Raw genomic sequence first — 14,031 nt, 5'->3', positions numbered from 1 at the left:
ATGCGAATTCTTCATATCCTCGATCATTCCCTTCCACTGCATAGTGGCTATACTTTTCGTACTTTGTCGATTCTCAAGGAACAGCGTGCGCTGGGGTGGGAAACCTTCCATCTGACAGGGCCGAAGCAGGGAAATTGCGGAGTGCTTGAAGAGGATGCCGATGGATGGCATTTTTATCGCACTCCACCTGCGATCGGTCTCACGTCCAAACTGCCCGTCCTGAACCAGACTGCCGTCATCGATCGTCTGACTCACCGGTTGAATGAGGTAGCTGAAATCGTCAAGCCGGATATTCTGCACGCTCACTCCCCTGTCCTGAATGCCATACCCGCTTTGCGGGTGGGTCGGCGTAGGGGTATTCCAGTCGTCTATGAAATCAGGGCTTTCTGGGAAGACGCTGCAGTGGACCACGGTACCAGCCGCGAATGGGGCATTCGATATCGCCTTACCAGAGGATTGGAGAGTTACGCACTGAAGCATGTTGATGCTGTCACCACCATCTGCGAAGGGCTGCGGAGCGACATCCTTGGGCGGGGTATCGCGCCGGGAAAGGTTACTGTCATACCCAATGCCGTAAAATTGAAAATTTTAGCCTGAACGATTCTCCCGATTTGCAACTCGCCAAAGACCTCGGCCTTGATGGCAAGCTGCTGCTCGGTTTCATCGGCTCTTTCTATGCTTATGAAGGCCTGAATATCCTGTTGCGGGCTCTTCCGGAGATGCTTTCCAGCAATCCGGACATTCGCATCCTGCTGGTTGGCGGCGGTCCCCAGGAACAGGAATTGAAGGCGCTTGCCATGCAGCTGGATCTGGGAGACAAGGTAATCTTTGTCGGCCGTGTTCCTCATGATCAAGTGCAGCGTTATTACAATTTGGTCGATGTACTCGTCTACCCACGGCTTCGGATGCGGCTCACTGATCTTGTAACACCGCTCAAGCCGCTTGAAGCCATGGCGCAAGGCCGGCTTGTCGTGGCTTCGGATGTGGGGGGCCATCTCGAACTGATCGAAGACGGAAAAACCGGCATCCTTTTCAAGGCAGGCGCCCCTCACGCCTTAGCAGCCAAGGTTTTGAACCTTCTTGACAGACCGGACCTGTGGCCCGGTCTTCGGGCCGCGGCCCGAAACTTTGTGGAGACACAGCGAACTTGGCTAGGCAGCGTGGCTCGTTATAAAGATGTATACGGTCCACTTGTTCGCAAGGACTCAGAGTGATGGCATCGGGCATGCGCATCGGACTGGTGGGACCCCTGCCTCCACCTTCCGGAGGGATGGCGAATCAAACATTGCAATTGGCAAAATTGTTGCGCGCAGAAGGCGCCACGGTGGAAGTGGTTCAGGTTAACCGTCCTTATCGCCCATATTGGATTGGCGGACTCAAGGGGATCAGGGCGGCATTCCGGCTTATACCTTATCTGGCTCATTTATGGCAATCCGCGGCTAATGTGCGGTTATTTCATGTGATGGCGAATTCGGGGTGGTCATGGCACCTCTTTGCCGCCCCCGCAATCTGGATAGCCAGGATCAGGGGGATACCGGTCATCGTTAATTACCGGGGGGGCGAAGCGGATGCTTTCTTTGACAAATCCTTTGCCTGGATCAAACCCAGTTTGCGCCGGACAGATGCGATCATTGTTCCTTCGGGTTTTCTCGAAACTGTGTTTGGGAAGCGCGGTTTTCAGACCCGCATCGTACCCAACATTATCGACCTCAGCCGCTTTTCCGCTGAGACCGGTGTAGCTGCTCTCTTGAGGACAAATACCCCGCATATCATCGTTACCCGCAATCTGGAGTTAATCTACGACAATGCCACGGTGTTGCGTGCCTTCAGTATCGTCAGACAAACATTTTCCACGGCGACACTTACCATTGCCGGCACCGGTCCGGAGCGGCAGGCACTTGAGAAGCTCGCGGCCGGGCTCGGTATGGCGGATGCGGTAACTTTTACGGGCCGGATTGACAATGAAGGCATGGCCGATCTTTACCGTAGCGCCGATATCATGGTGAATCCCAGCCTCGCCGATAATATGCCTATTTCGATATTGGAAGCATTGGCTAGCGGTGTCCCGGTTGTCAGCACGGATGTAGGAGGCGTACCTTACCTGGTGGAGCATGGAGAAACCGCTTTGCTGGTGCCTGTAAAAGATCCGGCAGCCATGGCTGGCGCCATTCTTACGTTGCTCAACGAACCAGCCAGAGCCAGGAAAATCCGTGAGGCGGGCATCGCGTCGGTGCAGCAGTATACCTGGCCGCAAGTGCGTGACCGATTGCTGGCAGTTTACGAACAGGTGCTGGCAAAAACAAACAAGCCGTTAGTGGATGGTGAAGGCTGATTAAGTTATGGGCTTATACACATCATTGATCTCGGGGCTGTTTTTCCCCCTCCACGAGCGTTTCAAGAAGCACGACAGTGTTACGGTGCGTGAGCAGATGGAAGTCTCCCAGTGGTGGGAAGACAAGCGCCTGAAAGCGCTGCGGCTTTCCAGGCTGTGCCGGCTGCTTACGCACGTCGAAGCACACGTACCCTACTATCGCGAGCTCTTCACGAAGATTGGCTTTAAAGCGCGAGATGTCCATTCGCTATCCGATCTTGCCCGCCTGCCGCTTCTCGACAAAACCATCATTCGCCACAATGTCGAGGCGCTCAAGTCGGAGCATGCCCGGCACCTTGCCCGTTTCAATACGGGCGGCTCCAGCGGCGATCCGCTGATCTTTTACATTGGCAAAGAACGTGTGAGTCACGACGTCGCGGCGAAATGGCGCGCCACCCGCTGGTGGGGAGTGGATATCGGCGACCCGGAGATCGTGGTCTGGGGTTCGCCCATCGAACTCGGCGCGCAGGATGGGGTACGTGCCCTGCGCGACCGGCTGCTCAGGACAAGACTACTTCCTGCCTTCGAGATGTCGGCGCAAAAACTTGATCAATTCCTCGATGAGATTCGGAGCGTGCGGCCAAAAATGCTCTTTGGTTACCCCTCCGCCCTATCTCATATCGCCCGTCATGCCGCGGCAAAGGGACAGCGTATGGATGACCTGGGCATCCGCGTTGCGTTTGTGACGTCGGAACGGCTCTACGATGAACAGCGTCAACAGATCGGTAAAATTTTTGGTTGCCCGGTGGCGAACGGCTATGGCGGCCGCGATGCGGGTTTTATCGCACATGAATGTCCCCAGGGCGGGATGCATATCACCGCCGAGGACATTATCGTCGAGATCGTGGATCAACAGGGCGCATCTTTACCTTATGGCGAGGCGGGGGAGATCGTCGTGACCCACCTTGCCACCCGAGACTTCCCTTTCATCCGCTATCGTACTGGCGACATCGGTGTATTGGATAGTAAGCCCTGCACCTGCGGGCGAGGGCTTCCTTTACTCAGGGAAATCCAGGGCCGTAGTACTGATTTTCTAGTTGCCCGGAATGGTACAGTGATGCATGGTCTGGCCCTGATTTATATCCTGCGCGATTTGCCGCAGATTCTGGCCTTTAAGATCATTCAGGAAAGCCTGGATTCTACCCGCGTACTAACGGTTTCTGAGGAGGGGCTCTCCCCGGAACTTGTCGAGAAAATCAAGTCAGGGTTCAAAGCCCGGCTCGGACAAGGGGTGAGGATAGCAGTCGAGGAAGTCACGGAAATTCCGGCAGAAAAATCAGGGAAGTTCCGCTATGTGGTGAGCAGGGTTGCTCCGGGTTAATGAAAAATGTCTCTTCCATGACATCCCATGGGCTAATAGTCTATAGTGCATAGGGTCTCATGGGAGGCTTGCAATAGAAAGCATCGCGTGGTTCAGATAGTGGATGGAATTGGCAATCCTGAATGGTAGAGCGATTCGAAGAGGGCCGTAGCTGGTCTGCCGACTCACTTAGTCCGAAATCAATATGGAGCCTGCGGTTAGGGAGCTCTCTTTGCCATTAATGTATCGCGAGCGTTTCCGATAGCCCGGACTGCCCAGCGGTCGAAAATATAGTGTTTTAGGGACGACCTTGGAATGAGCTCGTGATTCTTGGCATCCAGGTAAAGGGTTTCAATATGATCGGGCAGTACCGATAAGCCCGACGGCTTTATGCGTGCCCTGATCAACTGGTTCTGAAAATATCTCAGACTGTAGCGTCTTAATCGGCGAATATAAAACATTGGGTCAAAAACTGAAGCCCACATTATGGATTCATAACGAAAAGTTGCGGTTGGGACAACCCGTGCAAGATCATGATTCCACCCCTTGCTCGGATCAAGATTCCATAATGCTAAAGCCCCTATCAGGCTGTCATCTCCAATCAGGCCTTGAGGGAGCCGGATGCGTTGCGCCCGCAACCGGCCAACAAAGTCTTGAGAGAGTGCGTACAGGTTACCCGCAAATCCGCCATGCATGATAATGTCGTGCCGAAAAATACCGAGTGATATATTGTGATGGCTCGGGACGCCGGAGGCCGCGTTGACATTTTTGTCGCTCAAGAGCGATTCTTCAAGCTGTTGCAGCGATCCATTTTCGACCTGACAGTCTCCATCCGTAAAAAAATAGCTTTCGGCTTCAGGAGCAATCTCGTGGACAAAGTGATTCCATGCGTTCGCCTTATCACCGACTTCCAATACAATGACTCTTACCCATGGCGCCTTCAGTGCGTATTCAGTCACGTGAGCAACTGTATCATCGTTGCAACCATTTGCGATTACATAGCAGGTTGTGTTGGGAAGAAGAGGGGAGAGACGCAAGGCCTCAAGGCATCCAAGAATCTTGCGGGATTCATTGTGAGCGAAGACAGCAATTGCTCGCCGCCTTGACGTATCAGTGAAAGCGGTTGGGTCCAGGTGCATTAAATGGCAATTCCAAGATCAGTGTGGATAATCCAGTTAAAAATACTATCGGTCGTGTTCGCCGCTATTGCAGTCAACTAATAATAGCTACGCAATGAATCTTTCAAGACGAGTCATCAAGCAATCGTATTCCAATATGCTGCCATGCTTTCCCCGGTTGACGACAAATAGGTTCATGAGAGAAAAACCAAGCGACTCAAAATACATCAAAGACTTTGTGTAATGCGGACTTTCTTCATATATCGGTGTTACAGATAATTCCGCCTGTAGACCAATAATGTCATCAATACGATTTCCAATACCTTGAACTACCTCTATGTCATAGCCTTGAGTATCTGTTTTCAGAAAAACACGAGGATTCTCAATCCCGGATACAAGTTCCGGAAATATTGAGTCCAAGCGTTTGACTTCAATCATTTCGACGTTTTTTTTTGCTTGGAACTTTGGCTCTAGAAAAGAGCTGAAAACGGTACCGGATTGTTCAATAATGTTAAATGGTTTTCTTGAATGTTCGTTGCCTAACGCAAAATTAAAAGTCTTCCAACGTGCATCTTCTTGAGATAAACGAGATAATTCAAGATAATCCTTCTGAATAGGTTCAAAAGAAAAGATATATCCCTCGTAGCCCATCATTCTAAGATGGTGCGCATATTTCCCATTATTTGCGCCTACATCGAAAACGCAATTTATTCCCCACTTCAAAAGATAATCACATAAATATTGTTGCTCGTAAAGTCGCCTGACGGGTTGAGCCTCAGGGATTCTGATTCCAATTTTTAACGCCGCATGCGCCATAACTGTAAAGGCATCTTCAGTCAAATTAATCTCCTGAGTAATCGGATAACCTTGAGTAACGCATGCTCATTTGTGCGAGTATACGAACTGTCTATGTGTATAGGTCTAAGGCGGTTAGCTCGTTGAAATCGATATTGGTTAACCCGATGCCGGTTTTTTACGGGTTGCCACATCAAGTGCATCTGCAATTTCTCGGGGCGAACGACCTGCTGCTTGGTTATGAGCATAAGCGAATAGAATTGGCATAGCAAATTTGTCATCCTTCAGGCTCTCAATAAAAACCGATCTGAAGCAACCCGAGAGCTCCTTTTTTAAGCTATCTTTCGTGAACTTGATAACGTGACTCGGTTCGTCTATTGGACCCAGGCAGTTGTCGGGAACAAATAACATCAAAGCCCCCGAAGGCTTAAGGATTCGGCGTAACCCGTTTAGAAATCTCTGTCTCCGGATTATGTGCTCGAGCACTTGTGACGCTATGACAATATCAAATTGTTGATCGGGCAAGGGTAGATTGGGCAGTCGGGCGTGATGCATGGTAATCCCATGCCCGCTTAGAACTTCAACGGCACGACGGGAAACCTCAAGTCCCTCAAGATTTACATAACCATGTTCCTTCAAGTATCGAAGGAGAGTACCGGTGCCACAACCGACATCGAGAATGCGGTCTGTGGTCGACGAAAGACTTCGCACCAGGTGATTCTTGGTCGGCCATTCGCGGGTGCCGGCCTGCCAGCTTATGTCAAAGGCCGCGTCCCAATACTCTTCCGATTCGTGCCGCGTATGAATGTTTGCCAGTAAATGGTAGCCAAGCGGAAAGTGTTCGGAAAAGAAATTTTTTATACGCCACGGTATCATATCATTACTCCTTTATCGGCTAGCCTCAAAGAATGCTGTCCGGAAGTCGGCCCATAAACTCGCTACCCTCTTGCTAAACTTAATATGCGCATCAAGGCCGGCCGACTTACCGTCACCAGCAATACGGCATATATGACAATACCGATCATCACCGACAGGTACAACCGGTGAATGGGCTCAACACCATCCAGAATAGTCAATTTTGCAGCCATGACGCCAGCGTACATGCCAAACGCCATAAGCGCTGCCGGCGCCATGATCCTCCCAAACTCTACCGGATTAGTATTTAGCACAGGCAGAAAACGCCTGAGATTAAGGTAATAAGCCAGCAAAAACCCTGCGATCCAGCCAAAACATACCCCCGTCAATCCCCAGAGGCTTCCAATAGCAATTGCGGTGGGAACGCATACTGCATTTGTCACAAGGCTGGCTAGAAAAAGATCCGCACGACCGATGCCGAGCAAAGCTGGCCTTACCAAAGGCCCCGTCATCTGCAAGGGGATAATGAATGTGATCAGTTGCAGAACAATAGTTGCGGAAAGCCATTTTGTTCCCAGCAAGACCATGACAAAGTCGTCGGCTACACTCGATAAACCCCATAGGACGGGGAAAAAAACCAGGCTGTTCGCTTCAATAGTGAAAAGAAATTTTGATTTGACTTCAGAAATGTCATTCTTGATCCGGGCATAGGCGGGGAACCCTACAGACGATAACATTCCCGAGATTTTGCTCATCGGTAGCGTCGCCAGATTGTAGGCAACCGTATAAAAGCCCAAGGTGGTGGTGCCGAGCATTTTTCCGATAATGACAACATCTGCCCGGGTATAAAAATAGTGCAGAACATCCGCACCAAAAATTCGGCTGCTGTAAGAGGCCAGTGCGCCAATTTTCTTGAAGCGGAAGGATGGAACTTTGGCATAGGGTTGGCCGGCCATAAAGCCCACCGTAGTGGTCAGGGTCGCCGCGAAATTTCCTGCGATTAGCGACCAGACGCCAAAACCTGCGTAGGCCATTCCCAGAGTAACGAGACCGGCGGCTATCGAGGCCATCGCACGTACTATTGATATCCATTTGAACCGCATCGCACGGACCATTAGTGCGTTAGGAATGACCAGGAATATGAGGATCAATAATTGGAGCGCAGCCACGCGTATGATATCGACAAGCCTCTCCTCGTTGAAGAAATTGGCTACCAAGGGGGCAATAAAATAAGTCAACAAGAAAAGGAATAGATGAACAACGATGATCAACCCGAATATTGACCGAAGCTCTTCTTCGTGAATATCGTCGCGTTGTATGATCGCCGCTCCCAACCCAAGTTCTCGCAGGAGTTCCGAGAATCCGATTACAAGTGAGGCTATCGCGATCAAAGCGTAATCCTCGGGTGTCAGCAGTCGGATTACGATGATAGTCGCCGCCCAGGCGGCCGCCTGGCCCACGATCCGGCCGATAGCAGACCATCGCAGTGCTGAAATAACGTTAGTCCGAAGATCCATAGATAGGTGTTTCAGGGGTCAGATCTTGGTAAATTGGTAGAGCGGTGATGAACTTATTTTGCTTCTGCCGAGAGCAGGAAGTGATTCTCGATTCCCCAATTAGAAATACCACGGCAGAGTGCAACGGTGTTTCCAGGTCATGCGTTGTGGAATTTAGCTCATGTTTCCTGATAACGGCGATAATAAATACTCCTGCTCGATGATGCAGGAATGCGTATGTAGGTGACCCGGCCCAATACTTTTAGGCCGGCTTTAATGATTCCGCGTTGAGAAGCTTCGTTTTTGCAGTTGGCCATCATGTAAACGCGTTTAACCCCATTCTGGAACTGAAGATTTGACAGAAACTGGATCATGTAAGGATAAATTCCCAGGCCACGGCATTTATCCAATGTAAAACAATTAACAATTTCCACTTCACCCTCCTCAAGAACCAACCGCGGAAAAGGTTCCTTCGCGTATTCGGCGGCGGTGTACACCCAGCTCATATGAACCAGTTCTTCATTTAAATAAGCGCCGTAGGCAGTATCAATTCCCCGTTTCACGTGATACAGCCTCGCTTGATCCGCAAATCTTCCGCTGCCATACGCAAGTGCCGATAAATCCTCTGCTGCCATCTTCCTTGTATCTAGATCTGTACGAAATTTGAAGGACGGTATTTCCTCAGGGGTGCAGCCAAACAAAACCAGCCTGTTGAGATCAATAAGGGAACTCATTGAAATTCGATCGAACGGGAGCAGGCGCTTTAGATTAGCCTTGGCGAATGCAATAGCCGTTGTTCGAGGTTTCTCCATGGGTGGCATGGGCTATCTAATGAAAATTAATCCCGTGTACAAAGTCGATCGTCGCATACCACTACTCAAATTATTGCGTTTCTTTTCGCGAATCAGAGTTATACGCACCATTCCGGTTCCGGGCAGCCGCGAGATCGACCCATTCCATGCCTAAATCGAACTGGTGGCGGAATTCAGGTTTGATACTTGATTCCCACCCAATAACCCTGAGAGTCCGGCCATGTTTCTCCAGAAGCGGCGCTTTCCGTAATATTGCACGACCGGCATTGGAAGCAATTTTGAAGTCTGCGCCAACAAATCCCCCTACACCTTGGAGTTCTTCTGAAACAGACTGAGTCTGAGGCATGCTAATCTTAGCTTTCCATCGAAGCTTGGCATTGAGTGGTCCATCATTGATAAATGGGATGCTTGATCCAAGGTTGATCCTTTTAAATCCCGCGCTTCTCGCCCAGTCGATGGTCTTAACCAATATGGCTGTGACCACACCCTCTCTCAATAGCTTTTCATCCCCGTTCTTCCACCCGACGACAGCGAGACGCAGTTCGTCGAGTCCCTCCGGGCATACTATACGGCCTGCGATCCATTCTGTATCTCGATATAAACCGAAAAAGCGTCCCTCCTGCAACAGGCTCTTCAGCGACTCCAGTCCAGAGGTAAAGGCTACCTCGCCATGTCTTTCCTTTATCGTTGGAAGTAACATTTTATGGTAGAAGTCTTCCAAGTCTGAATCGGCGGATAATTCCCGGATTTGGTAATTTTTCGCTCGAATTGCTTTTACCTGTTGTTTGAAAGTCTGGCTACGAATTAAGTTTTCGGTAGTATCCGTTAAATCGAGAACACAACTGACATATAGTGGAATGATGTGCCATCCCATTTTGACAGAGATGGGCTCAGTTAAAGGGTTTACCGGAAATAGCGCCAGATCGTAATCGGGTATATTGTTCTTCCTGCGAACTGCGTCGATCCAGCGGAATTTTCCAACGTATGACGCATCGGTTCGCTCGGTAAAAAAATGGTGGCTCCACTGGTTGTATTGCGGCAAATCTCCGAAATAGAGCAAGGTTGCCCGGCCACCATCGCCGCCCAATTCACCCTCTACCCGATACCCTGGGAGCCACCAATTTTCCAGTGTATTACTTAAACTTGCCCCCGTAATTTCGACCTTGCGCCTCAGCTTATCCGGCAAGACCGCGAGAGCCGTCTTTAATACAGGCTTAATCAAATTTGCGTCCTCGCAGTCCGCCGGACATGACTCGCCGTAGAAGAGAGGCGCCCAAATTCCCGGGTTCAAATGTTGCTGACTCGAGCTCGATTTCGGCCACTGGTCCAAAGCCGGTCTTGAATTTCCTCAAACCGGATTCTGGATCGGGATCATCGGTTCCCCCCAGGTTGAATACTTCTTTTCCTTCATCGCGAAGCGCACAGGCGATTTCATGAATGAGAAAATGGGCGGCCCCATAACCCATCCCTTCCGGATTGGTACCCTGAGTATGATTGTAACCGGCCTTTTCTGCTATCAGTATGACATTGGAAGAAATAACCTGCCCTGCCAGAACGGCTTGAAAAATCTCTCCTGCGCCTGATTCGATCAATCGTAGCAGGTTATTTGTCTCTACTGACGTTGTCACGTTCTCCCCCCGATCTTTTCTCCGCTGCATGGAAACGCCGATCAATCGGGCGTGGGCCTCAACAGCCTCAAGATCACGCGTTCGCCGCATTTCTATCCCGATCTTTCGTGCGCGTTTGACACTATAAGAATGCCCTTTACGCATTTTCGTCAAGGTATCGGGATGCTTCAGATCCAGTACATATTCCCATCGAGGCTTGCGGCTTTTTTCATAATTCAATTGTGGAATCCCACCACCTGGTGAGCAAAAACTGTTTACCGAGAGATCGGAGATGCCGTTCTGGTGACAGAAGTCCATTAACGCTTGCCAGAAGGGTTCATTTACCGAAACATCGGGCACGGAGGGTATCTCCAGTGAGCATCTCAGCCGCCCGGTTTTCATGAAGGCAGGACAGCATACTTTTGAGTGGGCGTTATCGCCGATCAGGATCCATGGCGTAAATCCTTGCCCATTGCGAAAGTCAGCATATTGGAGCGTATAAAACGGATTCCTTGGATTCAAGGCCGCGAGCTCGCTGGCTAGTAATGTTGTGCCTGGTTCTACCACGAATGTTCCAGTCATTTCGCTTTGAAAACCGGAAAGAACCGATCAGGATTCTTTTAGGTTGGGGGATCTGAAATTTTTTAGGAATTGACCGGATTGCAGAATATGAAATATAAGAACACCAAACCAGTTCACAGTACAACGCGAGCGGTATAGTGTCAATGCGACTAAAGTACGGGGCGCATTGCGAAGAAGCCGTGCTATGATTTTATCTAGACACCTAGAAATGGGAAAGACAGGGTGAAATTTACTTCAATTGCGCGCATTGCGCGCGACAAATATTCCGGCGCGGGATTGCGTCAAAAGTATTGGGATGCCAGCGTTGTGGCGGGGGAGATTGCGCGGCTGCTCCAACCGGACAATCGAGTGTTCCGGCAGCACGTGCTGCGGGACTATTGGCGCTACCTGACGCTGACGACATGCCCGGAGCAAGGTGAAACAGCGCTGCGAACTCGTACGGCGATAAAATGGTTATTGCACGCGCAGCAGGCAGCGCGGGACGGAGGAGTGTCTCTCGGCTACTTTCCATGCCGCGGCGAGTTGGCTGCATGGATGCCGTCCTATCCCGAAACGACAGGCTACATCATTACCTCGTTACTCGCGTATGCCGAATGTTTCGATGACCTCGTCGCGCGGGATGCGGCGTTGACGATGGCCCGCTGGGAGATCGCAATTCAAATGCCATCGGGGGCAGTTCAGGGCGGGCCGGTTTGTCCCCCGGCTCAGCAGACCGCCGCGACGTTCAATACCGGTATGGTGCTCGATGGCTGGTGTTCCGCATTTCGTGCGACGGGTGCTGGAGAGTTCCTGGAAGCGGGGCGGCGCGCTGCCGATTTCCTCGTAGGAGACTTGGACGAGAATAATTATTTTCGCACCAACGGCGCTTATGTCAGCGCTGGCGAGATTAAGACATATACTTGTTTGTGTGCCTGGTCGATGTATCGGTTCGGAGAAATCGTGGGAGAGCGTCTTTACCAGGACGCCGCGATCAAGGTGATCGAGGCGGCATTGCGCCAGCAGCGATCCAACGGCTGGTTTGCGCACAACTGTCTGACGCAGTCAGCTGCACCGCTCACCCACACAATAGGCTATACGCTGCAGGGCGTGCTGGAAGTTGGGGTGTTAGCCCAACGTCCGGACTTCGTGGCTGCTGCAAGGATAGGCGTCGACCCGCTGGTTGCTCGCGTCGACCGGCATGGATTGCTGGCGGGACGCTACTATGCGGATTGGGAGCCAGGAGCATTATCGTCGTGCCTCACCGGTAATGCCCAGATAGCAATCGTTTGCTACCGTCTTAGTGAATTAACCGGTGAGAGCAAGTACAGTAAAGCGGCGAATACATTAGTGGATGCTTTGAAAGCACTGCAGGAGACGGCATCGCCGAACGCTGCGCTCAATGGCGCAATTCCTGGCTCATTCCCGTTGTTTGGTGGATATATGCGGGCGGGCTACCCGAACTGGGCAACCAAGTACTTTGTTGATGCACTATTGCTCCAATATCGACTTGATCGATGAAGCCAGCATGTAGATAATATGTTTTCTTCCTCGACTTGGCGAACAGGGCTACGCGGGACGTATTCGCTGGTGCAATTGAGCGAAGCGTCATTGAAAGCTATATCGAATACAGCGAGGATCCCAAGTCCTTTGTTTGTCCGGATCGGGGAAAATCATGATGCCTTGCAAAGAATCATTCATCAGTCGACCGTAAAATTCTACTGCCGTTAAATTCCAAACGGCATAGTGATATATTCCACCAGCTAGATTATCCATGAGAGACATTCTTGTTGTTCTGATTGTTTTCGGTTCCCTGCCTTATATCTTCAAGAGGCCATACATTGGCGTATTGATGTGGGTGTGGATCAGCGTCATGAACCCTCATACGCAAGCATGGGGATTCGCCACCTCGTTCCCCTTTGCGGCGATTATCGCAGGTGTAACTATGGTAAGCCTCGTTTTTACGAGGGAATCCAAAAAACTGCCCCTCATACCGGCCATCTGGGTCTTCATTGCTTTCGTGTTCTGGATGAATGTAACCACGATCTTTGCCATTTATCCAGATCTGGTGTACGGCCAATGGAACAAGGTGATGAAAATCATGCTCATGACGTTTGTCACCCTGATGCTCATAAAGACGAAACAACATATACAGCTTCTTGTGTTGATAGTGGTCATTTCGCTTGGCTATTACGGCGTTAAGGGAGGCGTCTTTACAATAATTGGCGGAGGGGTGGATAGAGTGTGGGGGCCTGAGGGTACTTTCATTGAGGGAAACAATGAGATAGCCCTTGCGCTTGTCATGACCATTCCCTTGATGCATTATCTGCAAATGATTTTCCGGAGCAGCTGGGTTCGCCACGGTTTGACGGTAGCCATAGTACTTTGCGCAATCGCTGCCCTCGGAAGCTATTCACGTGGTGCCTTGCTGGCGCTAGCAGCCATGGGAGCATTCCTTTGGCTCAAAAGCCGGCAAAAATTCTCCCTCGGGTTCCTAATGATGATGGTCGTTCCGCCGTTGTTAGCTTTCATGCCTGAGCAGTGGACTGAAAGAATGGATACTATTAATAACTACGAGGAAGATGGCTCGGTCCAGGGACGCTTCAACGCTTGGTGGATGGCCTTCAATTTGGCTAAGGACCGGCCATTCGTAGGTGGTGGCTTCGAGGTCGCTACGCGCGAACTTTTTAGTCTCTATGCCCCTAATGTTTTGGATTTGCCGCGTGCTGCTCACAGCATCTATTTTCAAGCGTTGGGTGAACATGGTTTTGTTGGCCTGGGTTTATATCTTTTACTTGGCTTCCTGACTTGGAGAACAGGCACATGGATTGTTCGCAATACGAAAAACCTCGAAGAATATAAGTGGGCTTACAGCTTGGCAACCCTGATCCAGGTATGCTTGATCGGTTTTGCCACAGGTGGGGCATTCCTCAGTCTGCTTTATTTCGATGTGCCCTATTATTTAATGGCGGCCATGGTAGCAACGCGCATGCTGGTAGAAAAGGAGCTTAAAGAAAAAGCCTCGTCAGTCATTATTGAAAAAGGCAAAGGCGCTCAACCTCAATTTGGAAACTTGAGCCCATCACAATCGCAGCGAATTGCCAGGGACTCGGGCTAGC

Annotated in this window: 11 protein-coding genes and 1 pseudogene; 5 read left to right on the top strand and 7 right to left on the bottom strand. The window is 50.6% G+C overall.

The features are described 5' to 3' along the window. The 3 genes and pseudogenes from BLR00_RS01270 (at window position 1) to BLR00_RS01260 (ending at window position 3,692) form a co-directional block, all read left to right on the top strand. Window positions 1-1,214 (top strand): annotated as a pseudogene (locus BLR00_RS01270) (TIGR04063 family PEP-CTERM/XrtA system glycosyltransferase). Next, complete coding sequence (locus tag BLR00_RS01265) at window positions 1,214-2,332, top strand: glycosyltransferase family 4 protein (protein WP_074630447.1); 1,119 nt, start codon at window positions 1,214-1,216, stop codon at window positions 2,330-2,332. Before BLR00_RS01270 ends, BLR00_RS01265 begins: the two are co-directional and overlap by 1 nt. Before the next feature lie 7 nt (window positions 2,333-2,339). Further along, entirely contained in the window at window positions 2,340-3,692 is a 1,353-nt protein-coding gene (locus tag BLR00_RS01260; protein WP_074630446.1) for a phenylacetate--CoA ligase family protein, read from the top strand. A gap of 197 nt (window positions 3,693-3,889) precedes the next feature. Here BLR00_RS01260 and BLR00_RS01255 read toward each other — a convergent pair whose 3' ends face one another. From BLR00_RS01255 to BLR00_RS01225, 7 genes are all read right to left on the bottom strand, one after another. Beyond that, window positions 3,890-4,810 (bottom strand): glycosyltransferase, encoded by a 921-nt coding sequence (locus BLR00_RS01255; protein WP_074630445.1) that lies wholly within the window; start codon window positions 4,808-4,810, stop codon window positions 3,890-3,892. Between the two features lie 87 nt (window positions 4,811-4,897). Continuing rightward, window positions 4,898-5,629 (bottom strand): FkbM family methyltransferase, encoded by a 732-nt coding sequence (locus BLR00_RS01250; protein ID WP_081346609.1) that lies wholly within the window; start codon window positions 5,627-5,629, stop codon window positions 4,898-4,900. 114 nt (window positions 5,630-5,743) lie between these two features. Then, window positions 5,744-6,460, bottom strand: a complete 717-nt coding sequence (locus BLR00_RS01245) for a class I SAM-dependent methyltransferase (protein WP_074630444.1) — start codon at window positions 6,458-6,460, stop codon at window positions 5,744-5,746. Window positions 6,461-6,522: 62 nt separating this feature from the next. Further along, a complete protein-coding gene (locus BLR00_RS01240) occupies window positions 6,523-7,956 on the bottom strand; it encodes a lipopolysaccharide biosynthesis protein (RefSeq protein ID WP_074630443.1) in 1,434 nt (477 codons plus the stop codon). A 158-nt stretch (window positions 7,957-8,114) separates the two neighbouring features. Further along, on the bottom strand, window positions 8,115-8,756 hold the full coding sequence (locus BLR00_RS01235) for a hypothetical protein (RefSeq protein ID WP_143007617.1): 642 nt from the start codon (window positions 8,754-8,756) through the stop codon (window positions 8,115-8,117). A 61-nt stretch (window positions 8,757-8,817) separates the two neighbouring features. Then, entirely contained in the window at window positions 8,818-9,969 is a 1,152-nt protein-coding gene (locus tag BLR00_RS01230) for a hypothetical protein (protein ID WP_074630441.1), read from the bottom strand. After that, window positions 9,962-10,936: a GNAT family N-acetyltransferase gene (locus BLR00_RS01225; protein ID WP_074630440.1), complete on the bottom strand. Its 975-nt coding sequence runs from the start codon at window positions 10,934-10,936 to the stop codon at window positions 9,962-9,964. The genes BLR00_RS01230 and BLR00_RS01225 overlap by 8 nt, the downstream gene beginning before the upstream one ends. Before the next feature lie 222 nt (window positions 10,937-11,158). On the opposite strand from BLR00_RS01225, the gene BLR00_RS01220 reads away from it, so the two are divergent. Further along, window positions 11,159-12,433 (top strand): glycoside hydrolase family protein, encoded by a 1,275-nt coding sequence (locus tag BLR00_RS01220; RefSeq protein WP_081346608.1) that lies wholly within the window; start codon window positions 11,159-11,161, stop codon window positions 12,431-12,433. A gap of 253 nt (window positions 12,434-12,686) precedes the next feature. Further along, on the top strand, window positions 12,687-14,030 hold the full coding sequence (locus tag BLR00_RS01215; RefSeq protein ID WP_074630439.1) for a putative O-glycosylation ligase, exosortase A system-associated: 1,344 nt from the start codon (window positions 12,687-12,689) through the stop codon (window positions 14,028-14,030). The last annotated feature ends 1 nt before the right edge of the window (window position 14,031 follow it).

The organism is Nitrosospira multiformis (assembly GCF_900103165.1).
Classification (GTDB): domain Bacteria; phylum Pseudomonadota; class Gammaproteobacteria; order Burkholderiales; family Nitrosomonadaceae; genus Nitrosospira; species Nitrosospira multiformis_D.
The sequence above is the reverse complement of the archived record's forward strand: the minus strand, read 5'-3'. Positions and strand labels throughout refer to the sequence as shown.

Excerpts from the sequence above, each read along its gene's own strand:
- BLR00_RS01225 (WP_074630440.1), bottom strand. The coding sequence starts at position 10,936 with ATGACTGGAACATTCGTGGTAGAACCAGGCACAACATTACTAGCCAGC.
- BLR00_RS01245 (WP_074630444.1), bottom strand. The coding sequence starts at position 6,460 with ATGATACCGTGGCGTATAAAAAATTTCTTTTCCGAACACTTTCCGCTT.
- BLR00_RS01255 (WP_074630445.1), bottom strand. The coding sequence starts at position 4,810 with ATGCACCTGGACCCAACCGCTTTCACTGATACGTCAAGGCGGCGAGCA.
- BLR00_RS01235 (WP_143007617.1), bottom strand. The coding sequence starts at position 8,756 with ATGCCACCCATGGAGAAACCTCGAACAACGGCTATTGCATTCGCCAAG.
- BLR00_RS01265 (WP_074630447.1), top strand. The coding sequence starts at position 1,214 with ATGGCATCGGGCATGCGCATCGGACTGGTGGGACCCCTGCCTCCACCT.
- BLR00_RS01260 (WP_074630446.1), top strand. The coding sequence starts at position 2,340 with ATGGGCTTATACACATCATTGATCTCGGGGCTGTTTTTCCCCCTCCAC.
- BLR00_RS01240 (WP_074630443.1), bottom strand. The coding sequence starts at position 7,956 with ATGGATCTTCGGACTAACGTTATTTCAGCACTGCGATGGTCTGCTATC.
- BLR00_RS01215 (WP_074630439.1), top strand. The coding sequence starts at position 12,687 with ATGAGAGACATTCTTGTTGTTCTGATTGTTTTCGGTTCCCTGCCTTAT.